Here is a 25,016-nt window from a genome sequence, read left to right as displayed (position 1 = left end):
TTGTGGAGAGTCGTCAAAGCGAACGGGAGCCTTCTCGCTAGGCTGGCAAGCATGCCTGATATCGCCAAGGTGCTCATCGCCAACCGCGGCGAGATCGCCGTCCGCATCATCCGTGCCGCTCGCGACTCGGGGATCGCCTCCGTCGCCGTGTACGCCGACCAGGACCGCGACGCTCTGCACACCCGCCTCGCCGACGAGGCCTATGCCCTCGGCGGCGCCACGAGCGCCGAGACCTACCTGCAGATCGAGAAGATCCTCTCGGTCGCCCGCCGCGCCGGCGCCGACGCCGTGCACCCCGGATACGGCTTCCTCGCCGAGAACGCCGAATTCGCCCGCGCCGTCATCGGTGCGGGGATGACCTGGATCGGGCCTTCCCCGACGCCATCGAGGCGCTCGGCGACAAGGTCACCGCCCGCCACGTCGCCGAGAAGGTCGGCGCGCCGCTCGCTCCCGGAACGCCGGGACCCGTCTCCGGGGCCGACGAGGTCGTCGCCTTCGCGAAGGAGTTCGGTCTGCCGATCGCGATCAAAGCCGCGTACGGCGGCGGCGGTCGCGGCCTGAAGGTCGCCCGCGAGCTCGACGAGGTCGCGGAGCTCTTCGAATCCGCCACCCGCGAGGCGGTCACCGCCTTCGGCCGCGGCGAATGCTTCGTCGAGAAGTACCTCGACAAGCCGCGACACGTCGAGACCCAGTGCCTGGCGGATGCCGAGGGCAACGTCGTCGTCATCTCGACGCGCGACTGCTCGCTGCAGCGCCGCCACCAGAAGCTCGTCGAGGAGGCGCCCGCGCCGTTCCTCACGGACGAGCAGAACGACCTGCTCTACTCCGCATCGAAGGCCATCCTCAAGGAGGTCGGCTACGTGGGCGCAGGCACCTGCGAGTTCCTGATCGGCGCCGACGGCACCGTCTCGTTCCTCGAGGTCAACACCCGTCTGCAGGTCGAGCACCCCGTCTCCGAGGAGGTCACCGGCATCGACCTGGTGCGCGAGCAGTTCCGCATCGCCGCCGGCGGCACGATCGACTACGACGACCCGAAGCCGACCGGACACTCGATCGAGTTCCGCATCAACGGCGAGGACCCCGGTCGAGGGTTCCTCCCGCAGCCGGGTCCGATCCACGTCTTCAAGACCTTCGGCGGACCCGGCATCCGCCTCGACTCCGGCGTCACCGCGGGCGACTCGGTCTCGGGCGCCTTCGACTCGCTGCTCGCGAAGATCATCGTCACCGGCAAGGACCGCGCCGAGGCCCTGGAGCGCTCGCGCCGCGCCCTCGAGGAGTTCGAGGTCGCAGGTCTGCCCACCGTGCTCCCGTTCCACCGCAAGGTCGTGAACGACCCCGCGTTCACCGCGGAGAACGGCGAGTTCGGCATCTTCACCCGCTGGATCGAGACCGAGTTCGAGAACGACATCCCCGCCTGGGACGGCGAGCTCGAGTCGCCCTCCGCCGGCGAGAACCGGCACACCGTCGTGGTCGAGGTCGGCGGCAAGCGCCTCGAGGTCAGCCTTCCCGATCGCGTCGCGGTGGCGGCCGGCACGGCAGGACGACCGGCCGCGGTTCCGCCGTCCCGCCGCAGCCACGCGACCTCGGTCAGCGCCGGCGCATCGGGAGACGCCGTCAAGTCGCCGATGCAGGCCACCGTCGTCAAGGTCGCCGTCGAAGAGGGGCAGCAGGTCGTCAAGGGCGATCTGGTCGTCGTCCTCGAGGCGATGAAGATGGAGCAGCCGCTGCAGGCTCACAAGGACGGCACGATCGGCAACATCGGCGCCGTCGCCGGTGCGACGGTCTCGGCCGGACACCAGCTGCTCACGATCAGCTGACCACCCTCGCACACGAGAAAGGCGCCCCGCTGCTGCGGGGCGCCTTTCTCGTCTGATCCGCGGCGGATCTAGGAGATGTTCGCGTTGACGAGGTGCATCGCCCTGCTCGCGTCGGTGATGCTGCTCGACAGCGACGGGTATGCCGCGAAGACGCGAGAGACCTGGTCGACCGTCAGACGACGCTCCACGGCGACCGCGATCGGGTAGATCAGCTCGGAGGCCTTGGGCGCGACGATCACGCCGCCGATCACGGTGCCGGATCCCTTGCGTGCGATCAGCTTCACGAAACCGTCCTTGATGCCCATCATCTTGGCCCGAGGGTTCGCGGCGAGGGGCAGCTTGTAGACGAGGCCGTCCGCGACGCCGTCTTCGACGTCCTTCTCGGAATAGCCGACCGTGGCGATCTCGGGCGCCGTGAAGATGTTGGAGGTGATCTTGATCAGCTCCAGAGGGATCACGATGTCGCCCAGCGCGTGGAACACGGCCGTGCGGCCCTGCATAGACGCGACGGAGGCGAGCGGGAAGAAGTTCGTGCAGTCGCCGACGGCGTAGACGTTGGGCACAGAGGTGCGCGCGACGCGGTTGACCCGCACGTGCCCGGTCTCGTCGAGCTCGACTCCCGCGTCTTCGAGACCGATGCCAGCGGTGTTCGGGATCGAGCCGACCGCCATGAGGCAGTGACTCCCCTCGACCGTGCGGCCGTCGGAGAGCGTCGCACGCACGCCGTCCTCGGTGACCTCGACCTTCTCGGCGCGGGCCTTGGAGAGCACCGTCATCCCCCCGCGCTTGAAGACCTTCTCGAGCACGTGCGCGGCATCCTGGTCCTCACCCGGCAGCACCTGCTCGCGGCTGGAGATCAGCGTGACCTTGGCGCCGAGGTTCATGTAGGCGGACGCGAACTCGGCGCCCGTCACACCGGAGCCGACCACGATCAGGTGCTCGGGAAGCGCCTTCATGTCGTACAGCTGCGTCCACGTGAGGATCCGCTTGCCGTCGGGCTTGGCCGAATCCAGCTCGCGCGGCGACGCGCCCACCGCCACGATGATCGTGTCGGCCTCGACGCGGTCGAAGTCGGTGCCCTTCTGCCCGGTCGAGACCACGATCGCCGTCGGTCCCTCCAGACGGCCGTGGCCGGACAGGATGCGCACGCCGGCCTCGAGCAGCGTCGTGCGCATGTCCTCGGACTGCTGGCCCGCGAGCGCGATCAGACGTTTGTTCACCGCGGCGAGGTTGATGGCGATCTCGGGCTTGAGCGGCTTGCCGTGCTCGCCCTTGGCGTAGAACTGCACTCCGAGGTCGGAGGCCTCCGAGATCGCGACCGCGGCATCCGCCGTGGCGATCAGGCTCTTCGAGGGGACGACATCGGTGAGCACTGCCGCTCCGCCCACGCCCACACGCTCGACCAGGGTCACCTCGGCTCCGAGCTGAGCGGCCGCGAGGGCCGCCTCATAACCGCCGGGACCGCCGCCGAGGACGGCGACGCGCTGTGTGCGCTCAAAAGGGGTGGAAGACATGATCTCCATTCTTCCGCAATCCTGGCCCCGGAGCCTGCACCTTCCTAGAGTGGATCCATGTCTGAAACACACAGCAACCCCCTCGACGACCCGAATGCGAACCCGTTCGAGGTCGCAGCCGACGCAGCCGCCGACATCGCGCGCCTGACCGGAGTCGAGAAGCACGACATCGCCCTGACCCTCGGCAGCGGCTGGGGCAAGGCCGCCGACATCATCGGCGAGACCACGGCGACCATCCCCGCCACCGAGGTCACCGGCTTCTCGAAGCCCGCTCTCGAGGGCCACGTGGGCACCCTGCGCAGCATCCGCACTCCCGATGGCAAGAACGTCCTCGTCATCGGTGCTCGCACCCACTACTACGAGGGCCACGGCGTGCGCCGTGTCGTGCACTCGGTGCGCACCGCCGCGGCCACGGGCGCCAAGATCATGGTGCTGACGAACGGCGCCGGCGGAGTGCGCGAGACGTGGACTCCCGGCCAGCCCGTGCTGATCAGCGACCACATCAACCTCACGGCCGACTCCCCTCTCGAGGGCGCGACGTTCATCGACCTGACCGACCTCTATTCGACGCGTCTGCGCGACATCGCCCGGAGCGTCGACCCCACGCTCGACGAGGGCGTGTACACGCAGTTCCGCGGCCCGCACTACGAGACGCCGGCCGAGGTGCAGATGGCCAAGCACATCGGCGGACACATCGTGGGAATGTCGACAGCGCTTGAGGCGATCGCCGCTCGCGAGGCCGGTATGGAGATCCTCGGGTTCTCGCTCATCACCAACCTCGCCGCCGGCATCCAGAAGACACCGCTCAGCCACGCTGAGGTCATCGAGGCCGGTCGAGAGGCCGAACCGGTCATCTCGGCGCTGCTGGCCCGAGTGGTCGAGGCGCTGTGAACGACGAGCGTCTCGCGCAGGCGCGCGCGTGGATGAGACAGGACCCCGATCACGAGACCCGCGACGAGCTGGCCGTGGTCATCACGCGGGCAGCCGATGGCGACGAGTCGGCCGCCGCCGACCTCGATGATCGCTTCAGCACCCGACTCGCGTTCGGCACCGCCGGTCTCCGCGGAGCCCTGGGGGCCGGCAGCAACCGCATGAACCGCGTGCTCGTCGCGCAGGCGGCCGCCGGGTTCGCCTCATACCTGCGCGAGAAGTCGCACGGCCGCACGCCGACCGTGGTGATCGGCTATGACGGACGCCGCAACTCCCGCGTGTTCGCGACCGACTCCGCCGAGCTGTTCGCCGGAGCAGGGCTGCGCGCGATCCTGCTGCCGAGACTGCTGCCCACGCCCGTGCTCGCGTTCGCGGTGCGTCACCTGGGCGCGGATGCCGGTGTCATGGTGACCGCGTCGCACAACCCGCCGAACGACAACGGATACAAGGTCTATCTGGGCGGCACCGATCAGGGCTCGCAGATCGTCGCACCCGCCGATGCCGAGATCGCCGCGCACATCCAGCGGGTCGCCGATGCGGACGACGTCACGTCGTCGCCTCGCTCCACCGACTATGAGACGGCCGGCGAAGCCGTGGTCGACGCGTACGTCGCCGCGACAGCGGCGGTCGCTCCCGCACCAGCGGGCGCGTCCGACCTGCGCTGGGTCTACACCGCTATGCACGGGGTCGGCTGGGAGACGCTGTCGAAGATCGTCGCGGCCGCCGGATACCCTCAGCCGATGGTCGTCGGAGAGCAGCTCGAACCCGACGCGACGTTCCGCACCGTGTCGTTCCCCAACCCGGAGGAGCCGGGGGCGATGGACCTGTCCTTCGCCCGGGCCCGCCGCGTGCAGGCGGACTTCATCATCGCCAATGATCCGGATGCCGACCGACTCGCCGTGGCGATCCCGGACGCGTCGTCGGAGGGCGGATGGCGGCGACTCACCGGCAACGAGGTCGGGCTCCTCCTGGGCGCTCGCGCCGCCAGGGCCGCCGAGGGCACGCCGGGTGCATCGCTCGCGTGCTCCCTGGTCTCATCGCCCGGCCTCAGTGCCGTCGCCGCCCATCACGGGCTCGACTTCCACGAGACGCTCACGGGCTTCAAATGGATCTCCCGCGCCCCCGGCATCGTCTTCGGCTTCGAGGAGGCACTCGGCTACCTCGTGAATCCCGAGACCGTGCGCGACAAGGACGGCATCTCGGCGACCGTCGCGATCCTCGGACTCGCCGCCGAGGCGCACGAGCGCGGACGCTCTCTCGCCGACCTGCTGTCCGAGCTCGGTGACACGTACGGTCACTTCGCCAGCGGTCAGGTGTCGGTCCGCGTGCAGGACCTCTCGGTCATCGGCACCGTGATGCTCTCGCTGCGCACGCTGCCGCCGACGCACTTCGGCAGCCACGCGATCGCCTCCGCGGAGGATCTGCTGCACGCCGACGCAGGGCAGCCCTCGGGCGACGTGCTGCGGTATCGACTCACGGACGGCTCGCGCATCATCGTCCGTCCGAGCGGCACCGAGCCGAAGCTCAAGGTCTACATCGACGCGGCCGCGGACTCCGCAGAGCGCGCCACCGCGACCGTCGCCGAGCTCGAGGCCGCGGTGCGCCTGCTCCTGGAAGAACGCTCGTAGGCCGCATGCCGAGAAGACATGTCGTGATCAGCGCGCACAACGGAGTGCACGCGCGCCCCGTCGCCGAGCTCGTGCGGCTCGTGCAGGCGCATTCGCACGCGGTGACCCTGCGGACGTCGTCGGGCGCGGTCGTGGACCTCAGCAGCGTTCTCGCGCTGATGGACCTCGCACTCGCGCCCGGCGATGCCGTGGTGCTCGAGACGGCGGACTCGGCCGGCGCCGACGCCGTGCTCGACACCCTCGCCGGCGTCCTCGACCCTCAGGGCTGACCCGGCCGTCACCCGTCGATGACGGCGACGAGCTCGTCGAGGAACGCCTCGAAGGTGGTGCCCCGGCGGAGGATTCGCTGCACGCTCTCCCGTTCGCTGAACACCTCGACGAGCTGCTCGAACACCGTCTGGAACGCGGCGCGGTCGCTCTCGCTGAAGGCGGCGAGAGCGACCACCTGCACGCGGCCCTCACCCCACGCTGCCGACCCGTCCGTCACGCCGATCGCGATCGCGGTGCGCGTGGCGGTCATCTGGAGCGCGTGCGGCACCGCGAGCGCGTCTGTGAACGCCGTCGACGACATCCGTTCGCGGAGGATGGTGTTCTCGACGTAGTCGTGGCCGATCAGCCCCGCATCCACGAGGAGACCGCCCAGTCGCCGGATGATCGCCTCCTCCCCCGCATCGGGCAGCGGATAGACGAAGGCGTCGGCATCGAAGTATCGTGCGAGCTCGCCACGGAGCCTGGTGAGGCGTCGGCCCCGCCGGACGCGTGCCGCGGCCTGCTGGATCCGGTCGACATCGGCATCCGTGAGGAACGGCTGGATGCGGACGAAGCGATCGCCGGCAGCGCCCGGCTCGATCGTGCTGAGCACCAGGTCGGTGTCGAACGACGCCCAGTCCGGGTCGACCTTGGTGATGACGCTGGTCACCTCGATCGCGGACCCGAGCGAGCGGTCGACGCTCGATCGGAGCAGCTCGTGCAGCTCGTAATACCCGGGGCACACGATGGTCGCGGTGAGGATCGACTCGGCCTTGCGGCTGCGCTCGAGTCGTCCGCCGACGTGCATCGCGATGTAGGCGATCTCGTCGTCGTGGATCGGCGTGCCGAGGCGATCGTGCAGTCCGCTGGCGATCGAGACCGCGACCTCGAAGATCATCGGATACGAGGTCTTGAGCGAGCGGGTGAGCGGATTGCGGGTCAGCGCGCTCTCCTCGGCGCGACGCATCAGGTTCTGCACGTGCAGGGCGAGGCGCAGCACGAAGGTCTCGTCGACCAGGTCGACCTGGAAATCCTCCGCCGCCCTCGCGATCTCCGCACGCACGGCCGCCTCGACACCCGGGTCCACGCCGCTGCGGGCGACATCGCCCGCAGCGTCCTCCCCCGGAGCCACGATGCGCGTGAGGACGAGGGACGCGAGATGCCCGCTGTCCCCGTCGCCCAGCGCGACCGAGAAGTGCTGCTGGGCGAGCCGGGCGATCACAGCCCCGACCCGCGGGATCTCCTCCCGCGCACCGGCAGGACCGGCTTCGAGCGCGTGGCCGGCCGCAACCCTCTCGGCGGCGATCGCGATGTGCAGAAGGACATCGGAGATCGCGAGCTCGTTGACGTAGTAGCCCTGTTCTCCGAGTTCGCGCACGAGCTCGGACTTGAAAGGCCCGACGGCGTCGGCGGCGATGACTCCTCCGGCGAGCGCTCGGCGGAACGTCTCGGGGTGGAACGACGCGGCATCCATCTCGTCATGTGCGAGTCGCGACAGCAGACGACGCTGTGCCGCCTCGTTGCCTCGCAGTCGCACGATCTCGCGGTCTCTCTCGAGTGCGAGATCGGTGCCGTCGAGCAGTGTGCGGACGCGGGCGAGGTCCGCCTCGAGAGTGGCTTCGCTCACATGGAGCGCACTGGCCGTGGCGAAGACGTCGACCCCGTCCGGCACATCGAGCAGGGTGCGGACGAGACCGTGCAGTCGGTCACGCGGGGCGGAGTCGCCGCTCTGCCGCGCGCGCAGTGCGTCGCGAGCCCCCGACCCGGCACGGTATCCCGCCGGGCCCGATTCGACGGCATCCGCTCCACCGGTTCTCGCGTTCAGCGCGGCGACGTACGAGCGGATGCTGCGCGGGGTGACCCCGAGCTGATCGGCGAGACTGGCGGCCGTCACCCACTCGCCCTGACGGAGCAGGGACGACAGGAGCTGATCCTGACGCTGTCGCGACATGATGCTCCCTCCTCCGTGCCGACCGCACTGTCCTGACGTGACTTCCATGATGTCAGCAAGCGGGGAGCGGTGCTCCGAAACCGAGGTTCCGCAGGGGCGGAAAGGAACCTGTTGGCGAGCACACCCCCCTTGTTCCCAGACTGTTCTCAGGAAAGGTGAGCATCGATGAAGATCCTCGTGGTGTGCGGCGCTGGCGCGTCGAGCACGTTCGTCGCGCAACGACTCCGCCGGGCGGCTTCCGAAGCCGGCCTCGACTGGGACGCCGCAGCCGGCATGGAGCAGTCCGTCGCCGGCAGCGACCACGACCTCATCCTCATCGGCCCTCATCTCGCCGATCGCCTCGAGGCGATCCGCCAGGCGGCGCCCGCTCAGGTGGCCGTGCTCCCCGACGACGTCTTCGCCGATCGGGACGGCACCCGCACGCTGGCACTCGCACAGTCGATCGTCTCCAGCGCCAGGAACACCCCGAAAGGAACATCATGACCGTCTCTCGCACCGTCCGCATCGGCTCATCCCATGGACTCCACGCCCGTCCGGCGAAGCTGTTCGCACAGGCGGCGAAGGACTCGGGGATTCCCGTGACCATCGCGAAGGACTCGGGGAAGGCGGTCAACGCGGCCAGCATCCTCGGCGTGATCGCGCTGGCGATCGAGCACGGCGACTACGTCACGCTGACGGCCGACGGCGACAGCGCGGAAGGCGTGCTCGACACGCTCACCGAGCTGCTCACGACCGACCATGATCAGGACGCCGGAGTATGAGCGAACTGCGTGGAGTCGGCATCGGTCTCGGAGTCGCCCAGGGCGTCGTCGTCCGGATGACCGAGGCGCTGCCCGCCCCGGAGAACACCCCCAGCGGTCAGGGAGCCGACACGGAGCGCACACGTGTCCGCGAGGCCGTGACGGCCGTCGCACAGGAGCTGACGGCCCGCGGCGAGGCCGCCGGCGGCTCGGCCCAGGAGGTGCTCGAGGCGCAGGCGATGATCGCCGAGGACCCGACGCTGCAGGACGAGGTCGACGCACGCATCGACGACGGCGCGACGGCCGAATGGGCCGTGCATGACGCGTTCGCCGGTTTCCGGGCGACGCTCGAGGCCGTCGGGGGCTACCTCGGCGAGCGCGCCGCCGATCTCGACGACATCGCGCAGCGGGTGCTCGCCCGACTTCGCGGCGTGGATGCGCCAGGGGTCCCCGACCCCGGGCATCCCTTCGTCCTCGTCGCTCGCGACCTCGCCCCGGCCGACACCGCGCTGCTGAACCTCGATCAGGTGCTCGCCCTCGTCACCTTCGACGGCGGACCCACCTCGCACACCGCGATCCTCGCCCGCGAGAAGGGCATCGTCGCGATCGTCGGAGCGGCATCAGCCTCGGAGCTCGCGACCGGCAGCCCGGTCATCGTCGACGCCGCAGCCGGAATCGTCACCGTCGATCCGACCGACGACGAGAAGGCGCGCGCCGAGCAGCGCGCCGCCGCCCGCCGCTCGGCGGATGCCGCACCACTCACTCCCGGCGCCCTCGCCGACGGCACGCCGATCCCGCTGCTGGCGAACCTGGGGAAGCCTGCAGACGCATCCGATGCCGTCGAACGCGGGGCCGAGGGCGTCGGGCTGTTCCGCACCGAGTTCCTGTTCCTCTCGTCGGCGCAGGCGCCGACGGTGCAGCAGCAGCGAGAGTCCTATCGGGAGCTGCTCGCGGCCTTCCCCGGCAAGAAGGTCGTCGTGAGGATGCTGGATGCCGGCGCCGACAAGCCGCTGGCGTTCCTCAACGACGCGCACGAGGAGAACCCGGCCCTGGGCCTGCGGGGGCTGCGTGCTCTGCGGGCGAGCGAGGACATCCTGCGCGAGCAGCTGACGGCCCTCGCCGAAGCGGATGCCGCGACCGAGGCGGACCTCTGGGTCATGGCGCCGATGGTGGCGACCGTCGAGGAGACGCAGTACTTCACCTCGCTCGCCCGGGAGTACGGCCTGAAGACCGCCGGTGTCATGGTCGAGATTCCGTCCAGCGCGCTGCTCGCCGACCGGATCCTCGCGCACGCCGACTTCGCCTCGATCGGCACGAACGACCTCACGCAGTACACGATGGCCGCCGACCGTCTGCTCGGCTCCGTCGCGGCGTTCCAGGATCCGTGGCACCCCGCCGTGCTCCGTCTCATCCGTGAGGTCGGCACGGCAGGTGCCCGGCTCGGCAAGCCGGTCGGGATCTGCGGTGAGGCCGCCGCCGATCCGATGCTCGCCGTCGTGCTCGTCGGGCTCGGCGCGACGAGCCTCTCCATGGCGCCGTCCGCCCTGGCGGACGTGCGTCACACCCTGTCGCAGCACACTCTCGACGAAGCCCGCAACTTCGCCGAACTCGCACTGGCGGCGGACGACGCCGCCGGTGCTCGCCTCGCCGTGGCTGACGCCGCGGCACCCCTCCCCTCACCAGAAAGAGACGACATCATGACGACGACGTCACCCGCCGCCACGAAGGCAGGCGGCCTCCGAACGGGCGTGCAGCGCTTCGGCACGTTCCTCTCGGGCATGATCATGCCCAACATCGCCGCGTTCATCGCGTGGGGATTCATCACGATGCTCTTCATCCCGGCCGGATTCTTCGGGTCCGAGAGCCCGTTCGGCTGGCACTGGGCTGGTGTCGCCGAGACCATCGGCGGCGGCGGCGATTCCGCAGTGGTCGGCTGGCAGGGCGCCATGACCGCGGTGGCCGAAGGCGCCGACGGCAACATCTTCGCGTACGTGGGCCTCGTCGGACCGATGGTCACGTACCTGCTGCCGCTCCTCATCGCCAACACCGCGGGCCGCATGGTCTACGGCGAGCGCGGTGGAGTCGTCGCGACGATCGCGACGATGGGTGTCATCGTCGGCACCAACATCCCGATGTTCCTCGGCGCGATGATCATGGGGCCGCTCGCGGCCTGGATCACCAAGCAGATGGACCGGATGTGGGACGGCAAGATCCGCCCCGGCTTCGAGATGCTGGTGAACAACTTCTCGGCCGGCATCCTGGGCATGATCCTCGCGATCGTGGGATTCTTCGCCTTCGGTCCCGTGATGCTCGGCATCAGCGCGGTTCTCGGCGGTGCCGTCGACTGGCTGGTCGCGCTGAACCTGCTGCCCCTCGTGTCGATCATCGTGGAGCCCGCGAAGGTGCTGTTCCTGAACAACGCCATCAACCACGGCGTGTTCACTCCGCTCGGCATCGAGCAGGCGGCCGAGACCGGCAAGTCGATCCTCTTCCTGATCGAGGCGAACCCCGGTCCGGGCCTCGGTCTGCTGCTCGCGTTCTCGTTCTTCGGCGTCGGTGCGGCCAAGGCGTCTGCGCCCGGAGCGGCGATCATCCAGTTCTTCGGCGGCATCCACGAGATCTACTTCCCGTACGCGCTGAGCAAGCCGACCACCATCCTCGCCCTGATCGCGGGTGGCGCGGCCGGTGTCACGACCAACATGGTGCTCGGAGGCGGCCTGGCGTTCCCGGCAGCCCCCGGCAGCATCATCGCCGTGACCGCGGCCGCCGTCGGCCCCGGCGTCCCGAACCTGCTCGTGGTCTACCTCTCGGTGATCATCGCCGCGGTCGTCACGTTCCTCATCACCGGCGTCATCCTGCGGGCCTCCCGCAAGCGCGACCTCGAGGCCGAGGGCGACAGCTTCGGCGACGCGATCGCACAGACCGAGGCGAACAAGGGCAAGTCCTCCGCCGCGATGGACGCCCTTCGCGCCTCGTCGGGTACGGGAGCTGCCGGAGCAGCCGCTGCGGCTGGCACGGGCGTCGCCACGGACCGTCGCATCGAGAACATCGTGTTCGCCTGCGACGCCGGAATGGGCTCATCGGCCATGGGCGCGAGCGTGCTGCGCAACAAGTTCAAGAAGGCAGGGGTCGAGGGCGTCACCGTCACGAACCAGGCCATCGCGAACCTCGACGGCAGCGCCGACCTGGTCATCACCCAGCAGCAGCTGACCGACCGGGCGAAGGCGCAGTCGCCGAACTCGGTGCACGTGTCCGTCGACAACTTCATGAACTCTCCGAAGTACGAAGAGGTCGTCGAGATGGTGCGCGAACAGCGCGACACCGACGCGTGACAGACCAGGCGGGGCGGGTGCTGCGGCATCCGCCCCGCCTCCACATACTCAGAAAGAAGGAATCACCATGAGCGTTCTCACCCTCGATCAGGTCCGCATCCACTCCGGAAGCAGCACGCAGGAGGAAGCCCTCCAGGAGGCGACCGACATCCTCGTCGCGGCAGGCGCCGTCACCCCCGCCTATGTCGACGCGATGCGTCAGCGCGAGCAGACGGTCTCGACCTACATGGGCAACGGTCTGGCGATTCCGCACGGCACGAACGACGCCAAGGATGCGATCCTCGGATCCGCGCTGTCTGTCGTCCGCTACGACGGCGGAGTCGACTGGGACGGGGAGGCCGCGACGTTCGTCGTCGGCATCGCCGGCCGTGGCGACGGGCACCTCGAGATCCTCTCGCAGATCGCGATCCTGTTCTCCGATGAGGACGACGTCGCGAAGCTCAACGCGGCGCAGACGCCCGACGAGCTGTACGCCCTGCTCTCGACGGTGAACGACTGATGAAGGCCGTGCACTTCGGCGCGGGCAACATCGGCCGCGGATTCGTGGGGCTGCTCCTGCACGAGGGCGGATACGAGGTCGTGTTCTCCGATGTCGCCGACGCTCTCGTCGACGCCATCAACGCCGTCGATTCGTACACGGTGCACGAGGCCGGACCCGGCGGCACCGACCACGTGGTGACCGGCTTCCGGGCGGTCAACAGCAGGACCGATCCGGATGCCGTGGCCGACGAGGTCGCGACCGCCGATGTGGTCACGACGGCGGTCGGACCGACCGTGCTGCGCTTCGTCGCCCCCACGATCGTCGCGGGCCTCGCCCTGCGCCCTGCCGGAGCCGCTCCCCTGCAGGTCATGGCCTGCGAGAACGCGATCGGGGCGACGGACACCCTCCGGGCGGAGATCGAGAAGGCGGCGGGCGCGGACGCCGAGGAGCTGCTGTCGCGTGCGGTGTTCGCGAACACCGCCGTCGACCGCATCGTCCCCGGTCAGCCCGCAGACGGCGGCGTCGACGTCACGGTCGAGCCGTACTTCGAGTGGGCGATCGAATCCCAAACCTTCGGCGGCGCGCTGCCGAACATTCCCGGCGCTCATTTCGTCGACGATCTCGCCCCGTACATCGAGCGCAAGCTCTTCACGGTGAACACCGGCCACGCCGCCACGGCCTACTTCGGCGCACGGGCCGGCATCGAGCGCATCTCCGACGCCCTGGCCGACCCCGACATCGTCGCACGCGTCTCGGCCGCTCTCGAGGAGACCTCCGCGGTGCTGGTCGCCGAACACGGGCTCGACCCGGCCGAACTGGCCGCGTACCGAGCGACGATCCTCGAGCGGTTCCGCAATCCGGCGCTCGTCGACACCGTGCAGCGGGTCGGCCGTCAGCCGTTGCGCAAGATCTCCCGACACGAGCGCTTCATCGGACCGGCGGCGATGGCTGCCGAGAGAGGGCTCTCCACGATCGCGCTGGTCGGCGCCGTCACCGCAGCCCTCGAGTTCGAGGATCCCGATGACGAGCAGGCGGTCGAGCTGCAGCAGCTCCTGCACACGGAGGATGCGCTGGCGTTCACCTCGTCCGCAACGGGGCTCGACCCCGAGCATCCGCTGTTCCCGGCGGTCCGCGACGCAGTCGTCTCCCGTCAGACAGCACTGAACGCCTCCTGACGACGTCGCACGCCGTGTTCTGCGCCCTCTGCCGATACGATCGGCGGAGGGCGCAGTGGCGAGCACAGCGAGGTGCGGGAGCAGCATGAACAGATACGCCGTCATCGGTGCAGGTCCGTCGGGCCTCGCCGCCGCTCGGGCGCTGACGAAGCGCGGTGTCGGGATCGACGGGTACGAGGCCTCGACCGGCGTGGGCGGTCTGTGGGACATCGACAACCCCCGCAGCACGATGTACGAGTCCGCGCATCTGATCTCCTCGCGCACGACGACCGAGTTCGCCGAGTACCCCATGCGTTCGACCGTCGACTACCCCGACCATCGGACGCTGCGACAGTACTTCGAGGACTACGCCGAGCACTTCGGTCTCACCGGGCTCTTCCGGTTCGAGACGACCGTCACGCGGCTCGAGCCGCGGGACGACGGCTGGGATCTCACGAGCTCGGGGCCCGACGGCGAAGAGACCCGGTGGTACGCCGGCGTCGTGCTCGCGAACGGCACGCTCGCCGAACCGAACGTGCCGACCTTCGCCGGAGAATTCAGCGGCGAGCTCATGCACACGAGCGAGTACAGGTCGGCCGCACAGCTCACCGGCCGGCGTGTGCTGCTGATCGGAGCGGGGAACTCGGGGTGCGACATCGCGGTGGATGCCGTGCACCACGCCTCCTCGGTCGACATGAGCGTCCGCCGCGGCTATTACTTCGTCCCGCGCTATCTGTTCGGCAGGCCGAGCGACACCCTGAATCAGGGCCGTCCCCTGCCCGCGCGCGTCAAGCAGGCGGTCGACAGCCGGGTGCTCCGGGCGTTCACCGGCGACCCTGCGCGCTTCGGCTTCCCGAAGCCCGACTACCGCATCTACGAGGCTCATCCGATCGTCAACACGATGATCCTCAATCACCTGGGGCAGGGGGACCTGCGTATCCGCCCCGATGTGGAGCGCCTCGACGGCACGACCGTGCGCTTCCGGGACGGGACGTCCGACGACTACGATCTGCTCCTGCTCGCGACCGGATACCGGCTCGACTACCCGTTCGTCGACCCACAGCACCTGCACTGGAGCGGCGCGGCACCACGGCTGTTCCTCCACGTCTTCCCCGCATCGTTCAACGGTCTCTTCGTGATGGGCATGATCGAGGCGTCCGGCATCGGCTGGCAGGGGCGGTACGAGCAGGCGGAGCTGCTGGCCGCATACCTGGACGCGGCGGAGAACGATCCGCCTCGGGCGGTGCGATTCCGCGATCGGGTGACCTCCGAGCCGTGGCCCGATCTGACCGGCGGCTACCGATACCTGCGCCTCGACCGCATGGCCTACTACGTGAACAAGGACGCATATCGGGGTGCGGTGCGACGCGAGCGGTCGGCGCTCGAGCGGCCGCACCCCGAGCACGCTCACATCCGCACCCCGTAACGTGGAGCACGTGCAGAAGAAGCGTGGTCGTCGTGTCCTGAAAGTGATCCTCTGGGGAGTCGTCGGCGTCCTCGTGATCGGCATCGTCGGCATACTCGCCTGGAGCCAGATCGGCGTCATGTCGGCCGAGAAGGATCCGCTCGCCAGCGTCGGGGACAACTCCGCCATCCATGTCGAGGACACCGAGCAGGGGATCGTGCTCACCCCGGCCGACGGCGAATCAGACCTCGGCCTGGTGTTCGTGCCCGGTGCGAAGGTCGATCCGTGGGCGTACGCACCGATCCTGCAGAGCCTCGCCGAAGAGGGCGTCACGGTGGTGATCACCCGCCCGTGGCTGAACCTCGCGTTCTTCGATCTGCGCGGTCTCGACTCCTTCACCTCTGCGGCCCCCGACATCGATGACTGGGCGGTCGGCGGACACTCGCTGGGCGGCGTGCGCGCGTGCCAGCTCGCCGCGGATGCCGAGGCACTCGTGCTGTTCGGCTCCTACTGCGCGACGGACGTGTCGGACACCGATCTCGCCGTTCTCAGCATCTCGGGCAGCGAGGACGGACTGTCGACGCCCGAGAAGATCGCCGACGCTCGTGACCTGCTGCCGGCCGACGCCGAGATGGTCGAGATCGAGGGAGCGTCGCACGCGTCGTTCGGCGACTACGGGCCCCAGGCCGGTGACGGCGAGCCGACGATCTCGAGCGACGAGATGCACGCACAGGTCTCTGAGATCCTCGATGCCTTCATGGCGGACGTCGCCGCGCGCTGAGCAGCGTCGACTGCTCCGCTCAGCCGATGACGGGGTCGAGCAGCGGATGCAGGTGCCGTGTGCCCAGCACGGATGCCGCCGCGCGTGAGCCCGCAGCGAGGGCGTCCGGAACGCAGGCCCCCGAGAGCCGGGCATCGAGGACGCCGGCCAGGAACGCGTCGCCCGCGCCATTGGTGTCGACGACATCGACCGGCACGGCTGCGACACGGTGTTCGGTGCCGTCTGCGTCGATCGCGACCGCCCCGTCGGCGCCCAGGGTGCACACGGCGAGCGAGGCGCCGCCAGCGACGCATGACCGGAGGAAGCGCACCGGATCGGCCAGACGGTCGGCGTTGCAGAACACGGCCTGCGCTGCAGCGAGGAAGGGCCGGTGGAACTCGGATTCGCCGTCGTAGTCGTGCACGTCGACCCAGATCGGGCGCCCGGTCGCGACGGCCGCGGGGAGGAGTCGCAGCGGCTCGGCCGCGAGGTCGAGCACGATCACCTCAGCGCCGCTCATCGCGGTGTGCAGAGCTGAGTCATCTCTCCCGTCCGTCGCCGAGGGGGACGCGAGATACAGCGAGACTCGCTTGCCCTCGCGGGTCATGAGGTTCAGATGGCGCTCGGTGGCGTCGCCCGTTCCCCACCGCGCACGCACACCGGCATGTGCGAGCGCGTCGCGCACCCGGTGTCCCGGTTCATCCGCCGCGGTGAGGGCGTACAGCAGAGCGGAGCGCCCGAGCGAGGCGAGCGTGAGGGCCTTCCCCGCGCTCGTGCCGCCGACGGTCTCCCAGGTCTCCTCGGCGAACTGCATGTGCGGCACCGGCTCAGGCAATCGATCGAGCACGACGATCGAGTTCCACGATGCCGGTCCGGCTATGAAGACGGTGGCGGTCATGAGTACATCCTGCCGTCCGAGACCCCGGTTCAGCCGATCCGCTTGATGAGCGAGTCCAACCCCATGCCGTAGTCGATCCGCACGACGGGCAGGGCGAGCTTGTCCGTGCCGATCTCGACATACCCGGGCTCGATGGTCCGCGCCATCTCGAACCCGGCCTGAGCGACGCCCTGCTTCGACGTGTCGTCGAAGTGACCGAACGGATACGCGATCACCTCGCGCACCCCGAGCACGTCGGCGGATGCGTTCAGATCGGCGGCGATCTCGTCCGCCGTCCAGTTCACCATCCGGCCCTTGCCGTTGTCGCCGGCCTGATGCATGTCGTGCGTGTGAGATCTGCGAAGGACGTACATCGACGGCGCGGGGTCCTGGCGGTCGGCGGTGATCATGAACGAGGTCGACAGCAGCCTGTGCGCATCGATCACCGGAACCGCGAGGTCGAACCAACTCTGGTCGGCGTCGTCGTCGGTGATGATCACCGAACGAGCAGGCAGCGACAGTCGACCGTCGATGAACGCGCTGAGCTCATCCCAGGTCGGCAGGTAGAAGCCCGTCGTCCCGATGTGGTTCATCTGCGCCTCGAAGTCGCCGATGTACGCGTAGTTGCCGCGGAGCCAGCCGGTCTCGCCCTCGGGGTTCGAGGTGAACTGGTGGTACATCAGGATCGGGACCTGCACGTCCGCCGCGGCATTCGCCTCGGGCGTCGTCCACGCCGCGAAGAGCTCGATCTGCTGATCGACGCACACGACGGGGTCGGCTCCGTTGATCCGCGCGGCGACCGTGCCCCCGGCGGCATCCGCTGCGGTCGAGTACCAGCCGGCGAACACCCGACCGTCCTGCGCCGGTATCGGAAGCGCCACGTACAGTGCATCCTGCCGCTGCAGCATCGGATCCTGCGGCGCACCGTCGCCGATGAAGCTCACCGCGCACGCGAGCGGGTCGCCGGCATCCGCGACGAGCTGCTGCGCGGGTGTCAGCGGACGCTCGATGGCGTCGCCGCCCGCTCGCGGCACGAGCACCTCGGGCACTCGGGTCGACCATGAGAAGGCCGCGACTGCAGCGCCGACGACGATGACGACGGCGCTGACGATCACTGCGACGCCGATACGGCGTCGCTTCCCCCGGAAGCCATGATCTAGATGTCGAATCCGTCGGCGATCATCTCGACAAGCTCCTCGCGCTCCTCGACGGGCAGAAAGGCTCCGGCCGCCGCGTTGAACTGGAAGGTCTCGAGATCGTCGAGATCGTACTCGAACGCCTCGACCAGGAGCGACAGCTCCCGGGTGAGCGAGGTCGCGCTCATGGTGCGGTTGTCGACGTTGACCGTCACGGCGAAGCCGAGCTGGTAGAGCAGGTCGAAGGGATGGTCGGCGAGCGTGTTGCCCCACGACGCGATCGCGCCGGTCTGCAGATTCGACGACGGGGACAGCTCGAGCGGGATCTCTCGGTCTCGCACCCAGCGGGCGAGGTCGCCGAACTGGACCTGCACCTCGTCGCCCTCCTGCGTGATGACCTGCAGGTCCTCGGCGATGCGCACGCCGTGGCCGAGTCGCAGCGCTCGCCCGTCGATGAGCGCCGAGCGGATCGAGTCCGGCCCGGCAGCCTCCCCCGCGTGGACGGTCACGGGGAAGAAGTTCTCCGCGAGGTAGTCGAAGGCGGCGCGATGGTTCGACGCCGGGAATCCGTCCTCGGGACCGGCGATGTCGAAGCCGACGACCCCTCGTCCGCGGAAGCCGACGGCGAGCTCGGCGATCTCGCGCGAGCGGTCTGTGTGGCGCATGGCGGTGATCAGCTGACCGACGCGGATGCTGTGGCCGTCGCGATCCGCGGCGTCCTCACCCTCCTCGATCCCCTGCTGCACAGCCTCGACGGTCTGCTCGAGGGTGAGCCCACGCGTGAGATGCTGCTCGGGCGCCCAGCGCACCTCGCCGTAGATCACGCCGTCGTGCGCGAGATCCTGCACGAACTCGCGAGCGACACGGGTCAGGCCCTCCTGCGTCTGCATCACAGCCGTGGTCAGATCGAAGGTCTTGAGGTACTCCACCAGCGACCCCGAGTCGCCCTGCTTCGCGATCCACCTGCCGAGAGCGGCCGGCTTCGATTCGGGAACCTCGAGCCCGATCACATCCGCCAGCTCGATGATCGTCGAGGGTCGCACCGCGCCGTCGAGATGGTCGTGCAGCGACACCTTGGGAAGGCTGCGCAGGGATGCCCCCTGGATGGTGACATCGCCGTTCGCGTCGATCGACATGGGGATTCCTCTCGGTCGCGGATTCGCTCTGTTCAGGCTAGCGGTCGGCGGATCAGGCCGTGATGCGCTCCCGCACGATCGGCCCTGCGGCCGGAGCCTCGTCGCCGATCGCCCAGGACCCCTCGAGCGCCTCGAGAGCGCGGGGGAACCGAGCCTCGTCGGCTGCCGAGAGCGTGAACAAGGGCTGTCCGGCCGCTACTCGATCACCGGGCTTGGCGTGCAGGTCGATCCCGGCCTCGAAGATCACCGGGTCCTCAGCCCGCGCGCGCCCCGCACCGAGACGCCACGCCGCGATGCCGAACGGCAGCGCGTCCATCTGCGACACCACGCCGTCGCGGGGAGCCGTGACCACATGGGTCTCGCGGGCCGTGGGCAGCGGTGCGTCGGGGTCGCCGTCCTGAGCGCGGATCATGGCCTTCCACCCGTCCATCGCGCGTCCGTCGTCGAGAGCGGCCTCCACGTCGGCATCCGGCTGTCCTGCGAGCGAGAGCATCTCGCGCGCCAGGGCGATCGTCAGTTCGCGGACGTCGGCGGGTCCTCCTCCGGCGAGCACCTCGACGGACTCGCGAACCTCGTTCGCGTTGCCGATCGCGCGACCGAGCGGCACGTTCATGTCCGTGAGGAGGGCGGTGGTGGCGACGCCGGAGTCCGTGCCGAGTGCGACCATGGTGCGCGCGAGCTCGCGTGCCCGGTCGATGTCCTGCATGAACGCACCGGAGCCGAACTTCACGTCGAGCACGAGAGCGTCGGTGCCTTCGGCGATCTTCTTCGACATGATGCTCGAGGCGATCAGCGGGATCGCCTCGACGGTGCCGGTGACGTCGCGCAGCGCGTAGAGCTTCTTGTCGGCGGGCGCGAGGCCTGAGCCTGCCGCGCAGATCACGGCACCCACATCGCCCTGCATCTGGGCGAACATCTCCTCGTTGCTGAGCGCGGCGCGCCAGCCGGGGATCGACTCGAGCTTGTCGAGCGTTCCGCCGGTGTGGCCGAGACCGCGACCGGAGAGCTGCGGGACCGCCACCCCGAAGACCGCGACGAGCGGAGCGAGCGGAAGAGTGATCTTGTCGCCGACGCCGCCCGTGGAGTGCTTGTCGACCGTCTTCTTGCCGAGGGTCGCGAAGCTCATCCGCTCCCCCGACGCGATCATCGCGTCGGTCAGCACGCGGATCTCGTCGCGCTCCATGCCGCGCTGGAAGATCGCCATCGCGAACGACGCCATCTGTGCGTCCGAGACGTAGCCGCGGGTGTAGGCGTCGACCATCCAGCGCAGCGCCTTCTCGGGCACCGCACCGCCGTCGCGCTTGGCACGGATCACATCGACGGCGTCGAAGGGCTCAACGCTCATCGGGCGTCCTCCAGGTCTCGGGGGCCGAAGGCGTCCGGCAGTACTTCGTCGATGGTCCGGATGCCGGAGACGGTCTCCAGCAGCATTCCGGGCATCGCGTGTTCGTAGAGCAGCTGACGGCAACGGCCGCACGGCATGATGGTCTGCCCGTCGTTGTTGACGCACACGAAGGCGACGAGCTGGCCGCCGCCCGACATGTGCAGGTCGCCCACCAGCGCGCACTCGGCGCACAGCGTCACCCCGTACGAGGCGTTCTCGACGTTGCAGCCGGCCACGATGCGGCCGTCTCCGACGAGCGCGGCGGCTCCGACCCGGTAGCGGGAGTACGGCGCATAGGCCTTGGTCATCGCGTCGGTCGCGACCTGACGGAGCTCGTCCCAGTCGATGTCTGTCATGTCTCTCCTAGGACTTGATGTACGGCTTGCCGCTGGCTGCCGGACCGCGGATCTGACCGGCGAAACCGGCGACCGCGAGCAGCGTCACGACATACGGGAGCATCAGCATGAACTCGCCGGGGATGGGTGTCTTGAGGATCGACAGCAGGTTCTGCAGGTTCGTGGCGAAGCCGAACAGCAGCGCCGCGAGCGTCGCGCGGATCGGATCCCACCGGCCGAAGATCACCGCGGCGAGGGCGATGAAGCCGAGGCCGGCCGTCATGTCCTTGCCGAACTGCGGCACCGAGACCAGCGTGAAGTACGCTCCACCGATTCCGGCGATCGCGCCCGCGAGCAGCACATTCCAGAACCGGGTCGCATTGACCTTGATGCCGACCGTGTCTGCGGCCTGCGGGTGCTCGCCGACCGCACGGACGCGGAGTCCCCACTTCGTGCGGTAGAGCCCCCAGGCGACGATCGCGACGGTGATGAACATCAGGTACACGATGAAGGTCTGGTTGAAGAGCACCGGGCCGATGATGGGGATGTCGCTCAGCAGCGGGATCTCGATGCGGCTGAAGCGCACCGGCGTGTTGAGGGCGGCCTCGTTCGGCGCGAGCAGTGCGCCGTAGAGGAATCCGGTGAGGCCGCTGACGAGCACGTTGAGCACGACTCCGACGATGACCTGCTCGACGAGGTACTTGATCGCGAATGCGGCCAGCACCGCGGCGACGAGCACGCCGCCCAGCATCGCTCCGAGGAGTCCGATGAACGGGCTGCCCGTGACGCTCGAGAGCAGAGCGGCCGCGAACGCTCCGAGCAGGAGCTGACCCTCGATCGCGACGTTGACCACACCCGCGCGCTCGCCGATGACGCCGCCGAGCGCACCGAACACGAGCGGGACGGAGAGCGAGACGGCTCCGAAGAGCAGGCTGCTGACGGGCACGAGTCCGCCCGCGCCCGCCCAGACGAGGAACCCGAAGACGGCGAGCACGCTGAACGCGATCACCAGCCAGATCGACGGCTTGCGATACGACCATGCCCGAAGGAACGCGAGCACCGACAGCAGCGCGAGGATCACGATCACGACCCAGCTGGTCGGCCCGGTCGGCAGAGCGATATCGGGCAGTGCGAACGGCGAGGACGGGTCGTTCAGCCGGAAGCTGCTGGTGCCGCTGCGAGGCACGAGCAGGAAGAGGAGCGCCAGCAGCACCGTGGCTGCGGCGAGGACGATCGGCGCCTTCAGGTGCCGCTCGCGCACGGTGGCGAGCTGCACGGTTCCGTCGGCGGCTTCGCTCTGGACGAGGGAGGTCATGCGGTCACCGCCTTCTTCGCGGCTTTGGCTCTCGCCTTGGCCGCCTTCTCCGCGTCGGTCTTGGGAAGGAAGAACACCGTGCGCAGCAGCGGCGGCGCGGCGATGAACAGCACGACGAGCGACTGCACGACGAGCACGATGTCGACCGGGATGTCCTGAGCCTGCATCGAGAACGAGCCTGCCTTCAGTGCGCCGAACAGGATGCCGGCCGCGAACGTGCCCCAGGCGCGACTGCGGCCGAGCAGTGCGACCGTGATGGCGTCGAAGCCGATGCCGGCGTCGATCGTCTCGGTGATGCCGGTCGTGACGGCGCCCTGCACCTGGTTCATGCCCGCGAGACCGGCGAGACCACCGGCGAGGAGCATGGCGTAGACGTAGACGCGCTGGACGCTGATGCCTGCCGCACGCGCGGCGTGCGGATTCTCGCCCACGGCGCGCATCCGCATGCCGAGGGAGGAGCGCTCGATCAGCCACCAGACGAACAGGGTCGCGATGATGACGATCACGAATCCGAGGTCGAGCAGAGGGAACTGCGGGCCGAGGAGCGAGGGGAACTGCGCGCTCTCAGGAGTGGCATAGCCGAGCGCCTGGTTCGTTCCGGGCTTCTGGAGCAGTCCGGGGGTGCGGATCATCCACAGCAGCAGGTAGTACGCCACATAGTTGAGCATGATCGTGAGGATGACCTCGTGGGCGCCCGTGCGTGCCTTCAGCAGACCGGCGATCGCCCCCCACAGCGCACCACCGGCGATGCCGGCGATCAGCGTCACGGGGATGTGCAGCCAGAACGGCAGGTCGAGCTGGAACGTGAGGAGTCCTGCCGCGGCGACGCCGATCAGCATCTGGCCGCGGGCACCGATGTTGAACAGACCGACGCGGAACGCGAGGGCGACACCGAGACCGGCGGCGATCAGCGGCGCGGCGAATCCGAGAGTATTGGTCAGCGGACGGATCTGAGCGGCGAAGTCCGCACCTCGTGCGTTGAAGATCGCTCCGCGGAACAGCGCCTCATAGCCGTTGTAGACGGCGTTCCATGCGGCGGCGATCGTGTCGGTCGGACGCGAGAAGAAGTACCCGGAGGCCTCGATCACGTCTTCGTTGGTGAAGGCGATGAGGATGCCGCCGACCACCAGCGCGAGGAAGATCGCGAGGATCGTCGTGACGGCGCTGCCGCGGAGCATCTCCTTGAGGATCACGTTGCCGCGAGGCGGCGGCGGGACGTCACCCGTGTCGCGCTGCGTCGTGGTCGTGTTCAGCGAGAGCTGGTCGCCGGACACGTCGCCCGCCGGTCCACTCCCGTGTGGCGTGATACCGCTCATGCGGCCACCTCTCCCTCGGCGGCGCCCGCCATCATCAGTCCCAGCGTCTCGCGCGGGGTGTCGCCGGGAACGATCCCGACGATGGTGCCTCTGTACATGACCGCGATGCGGTCGGCGAGAGCCGCGACCTCATCGAGCTCGGTCGAGACGACGACCACGGGGATCCCCGCATCCCTGGTCTCGATGATCCGCTTGTGGATGAACTCGATGGAGCCGACATCGACTCCGCGGGTCGGCTGCGCAGCCACGAGCAGCTTCAGCTCGCGACTCATCTCGCGGGCGATCACGACCTTCTGCTGGTTTCCGCCCGAGAGCGTGCCGGCCGGCGTGTGCGGTCCCTGGGTCCGGATGTCGTACTCGCTGATCCGCGCCCGGGCGAAGTCGTCGAGCGCGGCACGGCGGATGGTTCCACCACGGCTGAAGTCGGCGTCGCCCGTGCGATCGAGGATCAGGTTCTCCGCCACCGAGAACCCGGCCACGAGCCCGTCCTCCGTGCGGTCCTCCGGGACGAAGCCGACACCGGCGTCGAGGATGCCCCGCACGCTCTTGCCGACCAGTTCCGCGCCGCCGAGGGTGATCGATCCCTCGACCCTCGCCGCGAGGCCGACGATGGCCTCGACCAGCTCGGTCTGACCGTTGCCCTGCACGCCGGCGATCGCGAGCACCTCGCCGGGTCGCACGGAGAAGTCGACGCCGTCGACGACGATCGCTCCCGCGGCGGTGAGCACCCGGAGCCCCGAGACCTCGAGGCCGCCTTCGCCGAGCCGTGGCGGATCCTTGTGCACCGTCAGCTCGACGGCGCGTCCGACCATGAGGGAGGCGAGCTCCGCGTTGGTCGCGGACGGCGACGCCTCGCCGACGATCTTGCCGAGGCGGACGATCGTGATGGTGTCGGCGACCTCGCGCACCTCGCGGAGCTTGTGGGTGATGAAGACGATGGCCGTGCCCTCGTCGCGGAGCTGACGCATGATGCCCATCAGCTCGTCGGTCTCCTGCGGCGTGAGCACGGCGGTGGGCTCGTCGAAGACCAGGACCTTCGCGTCGCGCGAGAGCGCCTTGATGATCTCGACCCGCTGCTGCACGCCGACGGGCAGATCGCCCACGATCGCGTCGGGGTCGATGTCGAAGCCGAAGCGGGCGGCGACGGCGCGGACGTGCTCACGCGCCTTCGTGATGTCGAGGGTGCCGAGTCCCTTGGTCTGCTCGTGGCCGAGCATCACGTTCTCGGCGACCGTGAAGACGGGGACGAGCATGAAGTGCTGGTGCACCATTCCGATGCCGGCGTTCATGGCGTCGCCGGGGCCTCGGAACCGCTGGACGACGTCGTCCAGGAGGATCTCGCCCTCGTCGGCCTGGTAGAGGCCGTAGAGCACGTTCATCAGGGTGGACTTGCCTGCGCCGTTCTCACCGAGCAGCGCATGGATCTGACCCGGTTCGACCACCAGGTCGATGTGGTCGTTGGCCACCAGGGTTCCGAACCGCTTGGTGATACCGCGAAGTTCGAGCTTCATATCTGCACCTTATCCAGAAGTGTCATCCAGAGGAGTCCGAAGAAT

20 protein-coding genes and 1 pseudogene are annotated in these 25,016 nt (G+C 69.0%); 11 read left to right on the top strand and 10 right to left on the bottom strand.

Annotated features, from left to right (window positions below):
• Positions 1 to 51 precede the first annotated feature (51 nt).
• Positions 52 to 1,817, top strand: a pseudogene (locus ACZZZQ_RS13925) (acetyl/propionyl/methylcrotonyl-CoA carboxylase subunit alpha).
• Between the two features lie 68 nt (positions 1,818 to 1,885).
• Here the strand turns inward: ACZZZQ_RS13925 and ACZZZQ_RS13920 are convergent.
• The gene (locus ACZZZQ_RS13920; RefSeq protein ID WP_171821928.1) at positions 1,886 to 3,340 is read right to left on the bottom strand and encodes an NAD(P)H-quinone dehydrogenase; all 1,455 of its coding nucleotides are present in this window, start codon (positions 3,338 to 3,340) and stop codon (positions 1,886 to 1,888) included.
• 48 nt (positions 3,341 to 3,388) lie between these two features.
• Here ACZZZQ_RS13920 and ACZZZQ_RS13915 point away from each other — a divergent pair, with 48 nt between their 5' ends.
• The 3 genes from ACZZZQ_RS13915 to ACZZZQ_RS13905 are packed head-to-tail and all read left to right on the top strand — an operon-like array spanning position 3,389 to position 6,158.
• Positions 3,389 to 4,222 carry a purine-nucleoside phosphorylase gene (locus tag ACZZZQ_RS13915; RefSeq protein WP_053096984.1) on the top strand — a complete coding sequence of 278 codons (834 nt, stop codon included), beginning with the start codon at positions 3,389 to 3,391 and terminating at the stop codon, positions 4,220 to 4,222.
• Positions 4,219 to 5,889, top strand: a complete 1,671-nt coding sequence (locus ACZZZQ_RS13910) for a phospho-sugar mutase (protein ID WP_463507782.1) — start codon at positions 4,219 to 4,221, stop codon at positions 5,887 to 5,889. Before ACZZZQ_RS13915 ends, ACZZZQ_RS13910 begins: the two co-directional genes overlap by 4 nt.
• A 5-nt stretch (positions 5,890 to 5,894) precedes the next feature.
• The gene (locus tag ACZZZQ_RS13905; RefSeq protein WP_082297852.1) at positions 5,895 to 6,158 is read left to right on the top strand and encodes an HPr family phosphocarrier protein; all 264 of its coding nucleotides are present in this window, start codon (positions 5,895 to 5,897) and stop codon (positions 6,156 to 6,158) included.
• An 8-nt stretch (positions 6,159 to 6,166) separates the two neighbouring features.
• On the opposite strand, the gene ACZZZQ_RS13900 is transcribed toward ACZZZQ_RS13905, so the two are convergent.
• The gene (locus ACZZZQ_RS13900) at positions 6,167 to 8,089 is read right to left on the bottom strand and encodes a BglG family transcription antiterminator (RefSeq protein WP_463507781.1); all 1,923 of its coding nucleotides are present in this window, start codon (positions 8,087 to 8,089) and stop codon (positions 6,167 to 6,169) included.
• Positions 8,090 to 8,254: 165 nt separating this feature from the next.
• On the opposite strand from ACZZZQ_RS13900, the gene ACZZZQ_RS13895 reads away from it, so the two are divergent.
• The 7 genes from ACZZZQ_RS13895 to ACZZZQ_RS13865 all read left to right on the top strand — a co-directional run bounded on the left by ACZZZQ_RS13895 (position 8,255) and on the right by ACZZZQ_RS13865 (position 15,982).
• A complete protein-coding gene (locus ACZZZQ_RS13895) occupies positions 8,255 to 8,572 on the top strand; it encodes a PTS sugar transporter subunit IIB (RefSeq protein ID WP_053096993.1) in 318 nt (105 codons plus the stop codon).
• The gene (locus ACZZZQ_RS13890) at positions 8,569 to 8,850 is read left to right on the top strand and encodes an HPr family phosphocarrier protein (protein WP_053096995.1); all 282 of its coding nucleotides are present in this window, start codon (positions 8,569 to 8,571) and stop codon (positions 8,848 to 8,850) included. Before ACZZZQ_RS13895 ends, ACZZZQ_RS13890 begins: the two co-directional genes overlap by 4 nt.
• Positions 8,847 to 12,161 (top strand): phosphoenolpyruvate--protein phosphotransferase, encoded by a 3,315-nt coding sequence (ptsP, locus tag ACZZZQ_RS13885; RefSeq protein WP_463507780.1) that lies wholly within the window; start codon positions 8,847 to 8,849, stop codon positions 12,159 to 12,161. Before ACZZZQ_RS13890 ends, ptsP begins: the two co-directional genes overlap by 4 nt.
• Positions 12,162 to 12,228: 67 nt before the next feature.
• Positions 12,229 to 12,660: a PTS sugar transporter subunit IIA gene (locus ACZZZQ_RS13880; protein ID WP_463507779.1), complete on the top strand. Its 432-nt coding sequence runs from the start codon at positions 12,229 to 12,231 to the stop codon at positions 12,658 to 12,660.
• Positions 12,660 to 13,817: a mannitol-1-phosphate 5-dehydrogenase gene (locus tag ACZZZQ_RS13875; protein WP_463507778.1), complete on the top strand. Its 1,158-nt coding sequence runs from the start codon at positions 12,660 to 12,662 to the stop codon at positions 13,815 to 13,817. Before ACZZZQ_RS13880 ends, ACZZZQ_RS13875 begins: the two co-directional genes overlap by 1 nt.
• Before the next feature lie 85 nt (positions 13,818 to 13,902).
• Complete coding sequence (locus ACZZZQ_RS13870; RefSeq protein WP_463507777.1) at positions 13,903 to 15,222, top strand: flavin-containing monooxygenase; 1,320 nt, start codon at positions 13,903 to 13,905, stop codon at positions 15,220 to 15,222.
• Between the two features lie 10 nt (positions 15,223 to 15,232).
• Positions 15,233 to 15,982 carry an alpha/beta hydrolase gene (locus ACZZZQ_RS13865; protein WP_463507776.1) on the top strand — a complete coding sequence of 250 codons (750 nt, stop codon included), beginning with the start codon at positions 15,233 to 15,235 and terminating at the stop codon, positions 15,980 to 15,982.
• A 19-nt stretch (positions 15,983 to 16,001) separates the two neighbouring features.
• Here ACZZZQ_RS13865 and ACZZZQ_RS13860 read toward each other — a convergent pair whose 3' ends face one another.
• From ACZZZQ_RS13860 to ACZZZQ_RS13825, 8 genes are read right to left on the bottom strand one after another with little or no spacing between them, the layout of a single operon-like run.
• On the bottom strand, positions 16,002 to 16,859 hold the full coding sequence (locus tag ACZZZQ_RS13860; protein WP_053097007.1) for a carbohydrate kinase family protein: 858 nt from the start codon (positions 16,857 to 16,859) through the stop codon (positions 16,002 to 16,004).
• Positions 16,860 to 16,888: 29 nt separating this feature from the next.
• On the bottom strand, positions 16,889 to 17,953 hold the full coding sequence (locus tag ACZZZQ_RS13855; RefSeq protein ID WP_463507775.1) for a polysaccharide deacetylase family protein: 1,065 nt from the start codon (positions 17,951 to 17,953) through the stop codon (positions 16,889 to 16,891).
• A gap of 41 nt (positions 17,954 to 17,994) precedes the next feature.
• Positions 17,995 to 19,110, bottom strand: a complete 1,116-nt coding sequence (locus ACZZZQ_RS13850) for an adenosine deaminase (RefSeq protein ID WP_056280058.1) — start codon at positions 19,108 to 19,110, stop codon at positions 17,995 to 17,997.
• A 52-nt stretch (positions 19,111 to 19,162) separates the two neighbouring features.
• Positions 19,163 to 20,455: a thymidine phosphorylase gene (locus tag ACZZZQ_RS13845; RefSeq protein ID WP_053097013.1), complete on the bottom strand. Its 1,293-nt coding sequence runs from the start codon at positions 20,453 to 20,455 to the stop codon at positions 19,163 to 19,165.
• Positions 20,452 to 20,850, bottom strand: coding sequence for a cytidine deaminase (locus tag ACZZZQ_RS13840; RefSeq protein ID WP_042536471.1), 399 nt, complete (start codon positions 20,848 to 20,850; stop codon positions 20,452 to 20,454). Before ACZZZQ_RS13840 ends, ACZZZQ_RS13845 begins: the two co-directional genes overlap by 4 nt.
• Positions 20,851 to 20,857: 7 nt before the next feature.
• Entirely contained in the window at positions 20,858 to 22,144 is a 1,287-nt protein-coding gene (locus tag ACZZZQ_RS13835) for an ABC transporter permease (RefSeq protein WP_053097015.1), read from the bottom strand.
• Positions 22,141 to 23,460, bottom strand: coding sequence for an ABC transporter permease (locus ACZZZQ_RS13830; protein WP_463507774.1), 1,320 nt, complete (start codon positions 23,458 to 23,460; stop codon positions 22,141 to 22,143). Before ACZZZQ_RS13830 ends, ACZZZQ_RS13835 begins: the two co-directional genes overlap by 4 nt.
• Positions 23,457 to 24,971: an ABC transporter ATP-binding protein gene (locus ACZZZQ_RS13825; protein WP_463507773.1), complete on the bottom strand. Its 1,515-nt coding sequence runs from the start codon at positions 24,969 to 24,971 to the stop codon at positions 23,457 to 23,459. The genes ACZZZQ_RS13830 and ACZZZQ_RS13825 overlap by 4 nt, the downstream gene beginning before the upstream one ends.
• Positions 24,972 to 25,016: the final 45 nt, after the last annotated feature.

The organism is Microbacterium sp. AC132 (assembly GCF_979258525.1).
This window is presented reverse-complemented; position numbering and strand designations above follow the sequence as displayed.

Coding starts and splice junctions, on each gene's coding strand:
- ACZZZQ_RS13850 (WP_056280058.1), bottom strand. CDS start 19,110: ATGTCGATCGACGCGAACGGCGATGTCACCATCCAGGGGGCATCCCTG.
- ACZZZQ_RS13895 (WP_053096993.1), top strand. CDS start 8,255: ATGAAGATCCTCGTGGTGTGCGGCGCTGGCGCGTCGAGCACGTTCGTC.
- ACZZZQ_RS13870 (WP_463507777.1), top strand. CDS start 13,903: ATGAACAGATACGCCGTCATCGGTGCAGGTCCGTCGGGCCTCGCCGCC.
- ACZZZQ_RS13920 (WP_171821928.1), bottom strand. CDS start 3,340: ATGGAGATCATGTCTTCCACCCCTTTTGAGCGCACACAGCGCGTCGCC.
- ptsP (WP_463507780.1), top strand. CDS start 8,847: ATGAGCGAACTGCGTGGAGTCGGCATCGGTCTCGGAGTCGCCCAGGGC.
- ACZZZQ_RS13915 (WP_053096984.1), top strand. CDS start 3,389: ATGTCTGAAACACACAGCAACCCCCTCGACGACCCGAATGCGAACCCG.
- ACZZZQ_RS13845 (WP_053097013.1), bottom strand. CDS start 20,455: ATGAGCGTTGAGCCCTTCGACGCCGTCGATGTGATCCGTGCCAAGCGC.
- ACZZZQ_RS13905 (WP_082297852.1), top strand. CDS start 5,895: ATGCCGAGAAGACATGTCGTGATCAGCGCGCACAACGGAGTGCACGCG.
- ACZZZQ_RS13880 (WP_463507779.1), top strand. CDS start 12,229: ATGAGCGTTCTCACCCTCGATCAGGTCCGCATCCACTCCGGAAGCAGC.
- ACZZZQ_RS13830 (WP_463507774.1), bottom strand. CDS start 23,460: ATGAGCGGTATCACGCCACACGGGAGTGGACCGGCGGGCGACGTGTCC.
- ACZZZQ_RS13875 (WP_463507778.1), top strand. CDS start 12,660: ATGAAGGCCGTGCACTTCGGCGCGGGCAACATCGGCCGCGGATTCGTG.
- ACZZZQ_RS13840 (WP_042536471.1), bottom strand. CDS start 20,850: ATGACAGACATCGACTGGGACGAGCTCCGTCAGGTCGCGACCGACGCG.
- ACZZZQ_RS13860 (WP_053097007.1), bottom strand. CDS start 16,859: ATGACCGCCACCGTCTTCATAGCCGGACCGGCATCGTGGAACTCGATC.
- ACZZZQ_RS13825 (WP_463507773.1), bottom strand. CDS start 24,971: ATGAAGCTCGAACTTCGCGGTATCACCAAGCGGTTCGGAACCCTGGTG.
- ACZZZQ_RS13890 (WP_053096995.1), top strand. CDS start 8,569: ATGACCGTCTCTCGCACCGTCCGCATCGGCTCATCCCATGGACTCCAC.
- ACZZZQ_RS13835 (WP_053097015.1), bottom strand. CDS start 22,144: ATGACCTCCCTCGTCCAGAGCGAAGCCGCCGACGGAACCGTGCAGCTC.
- ACZZZQ_RS13900 (WP_463507781.1), bottom strand. CDS start 8,089: ATGTCGCGACAGCGTCAGGATCAGCTCCTGTCGTCCCTGCTCCGTCAG.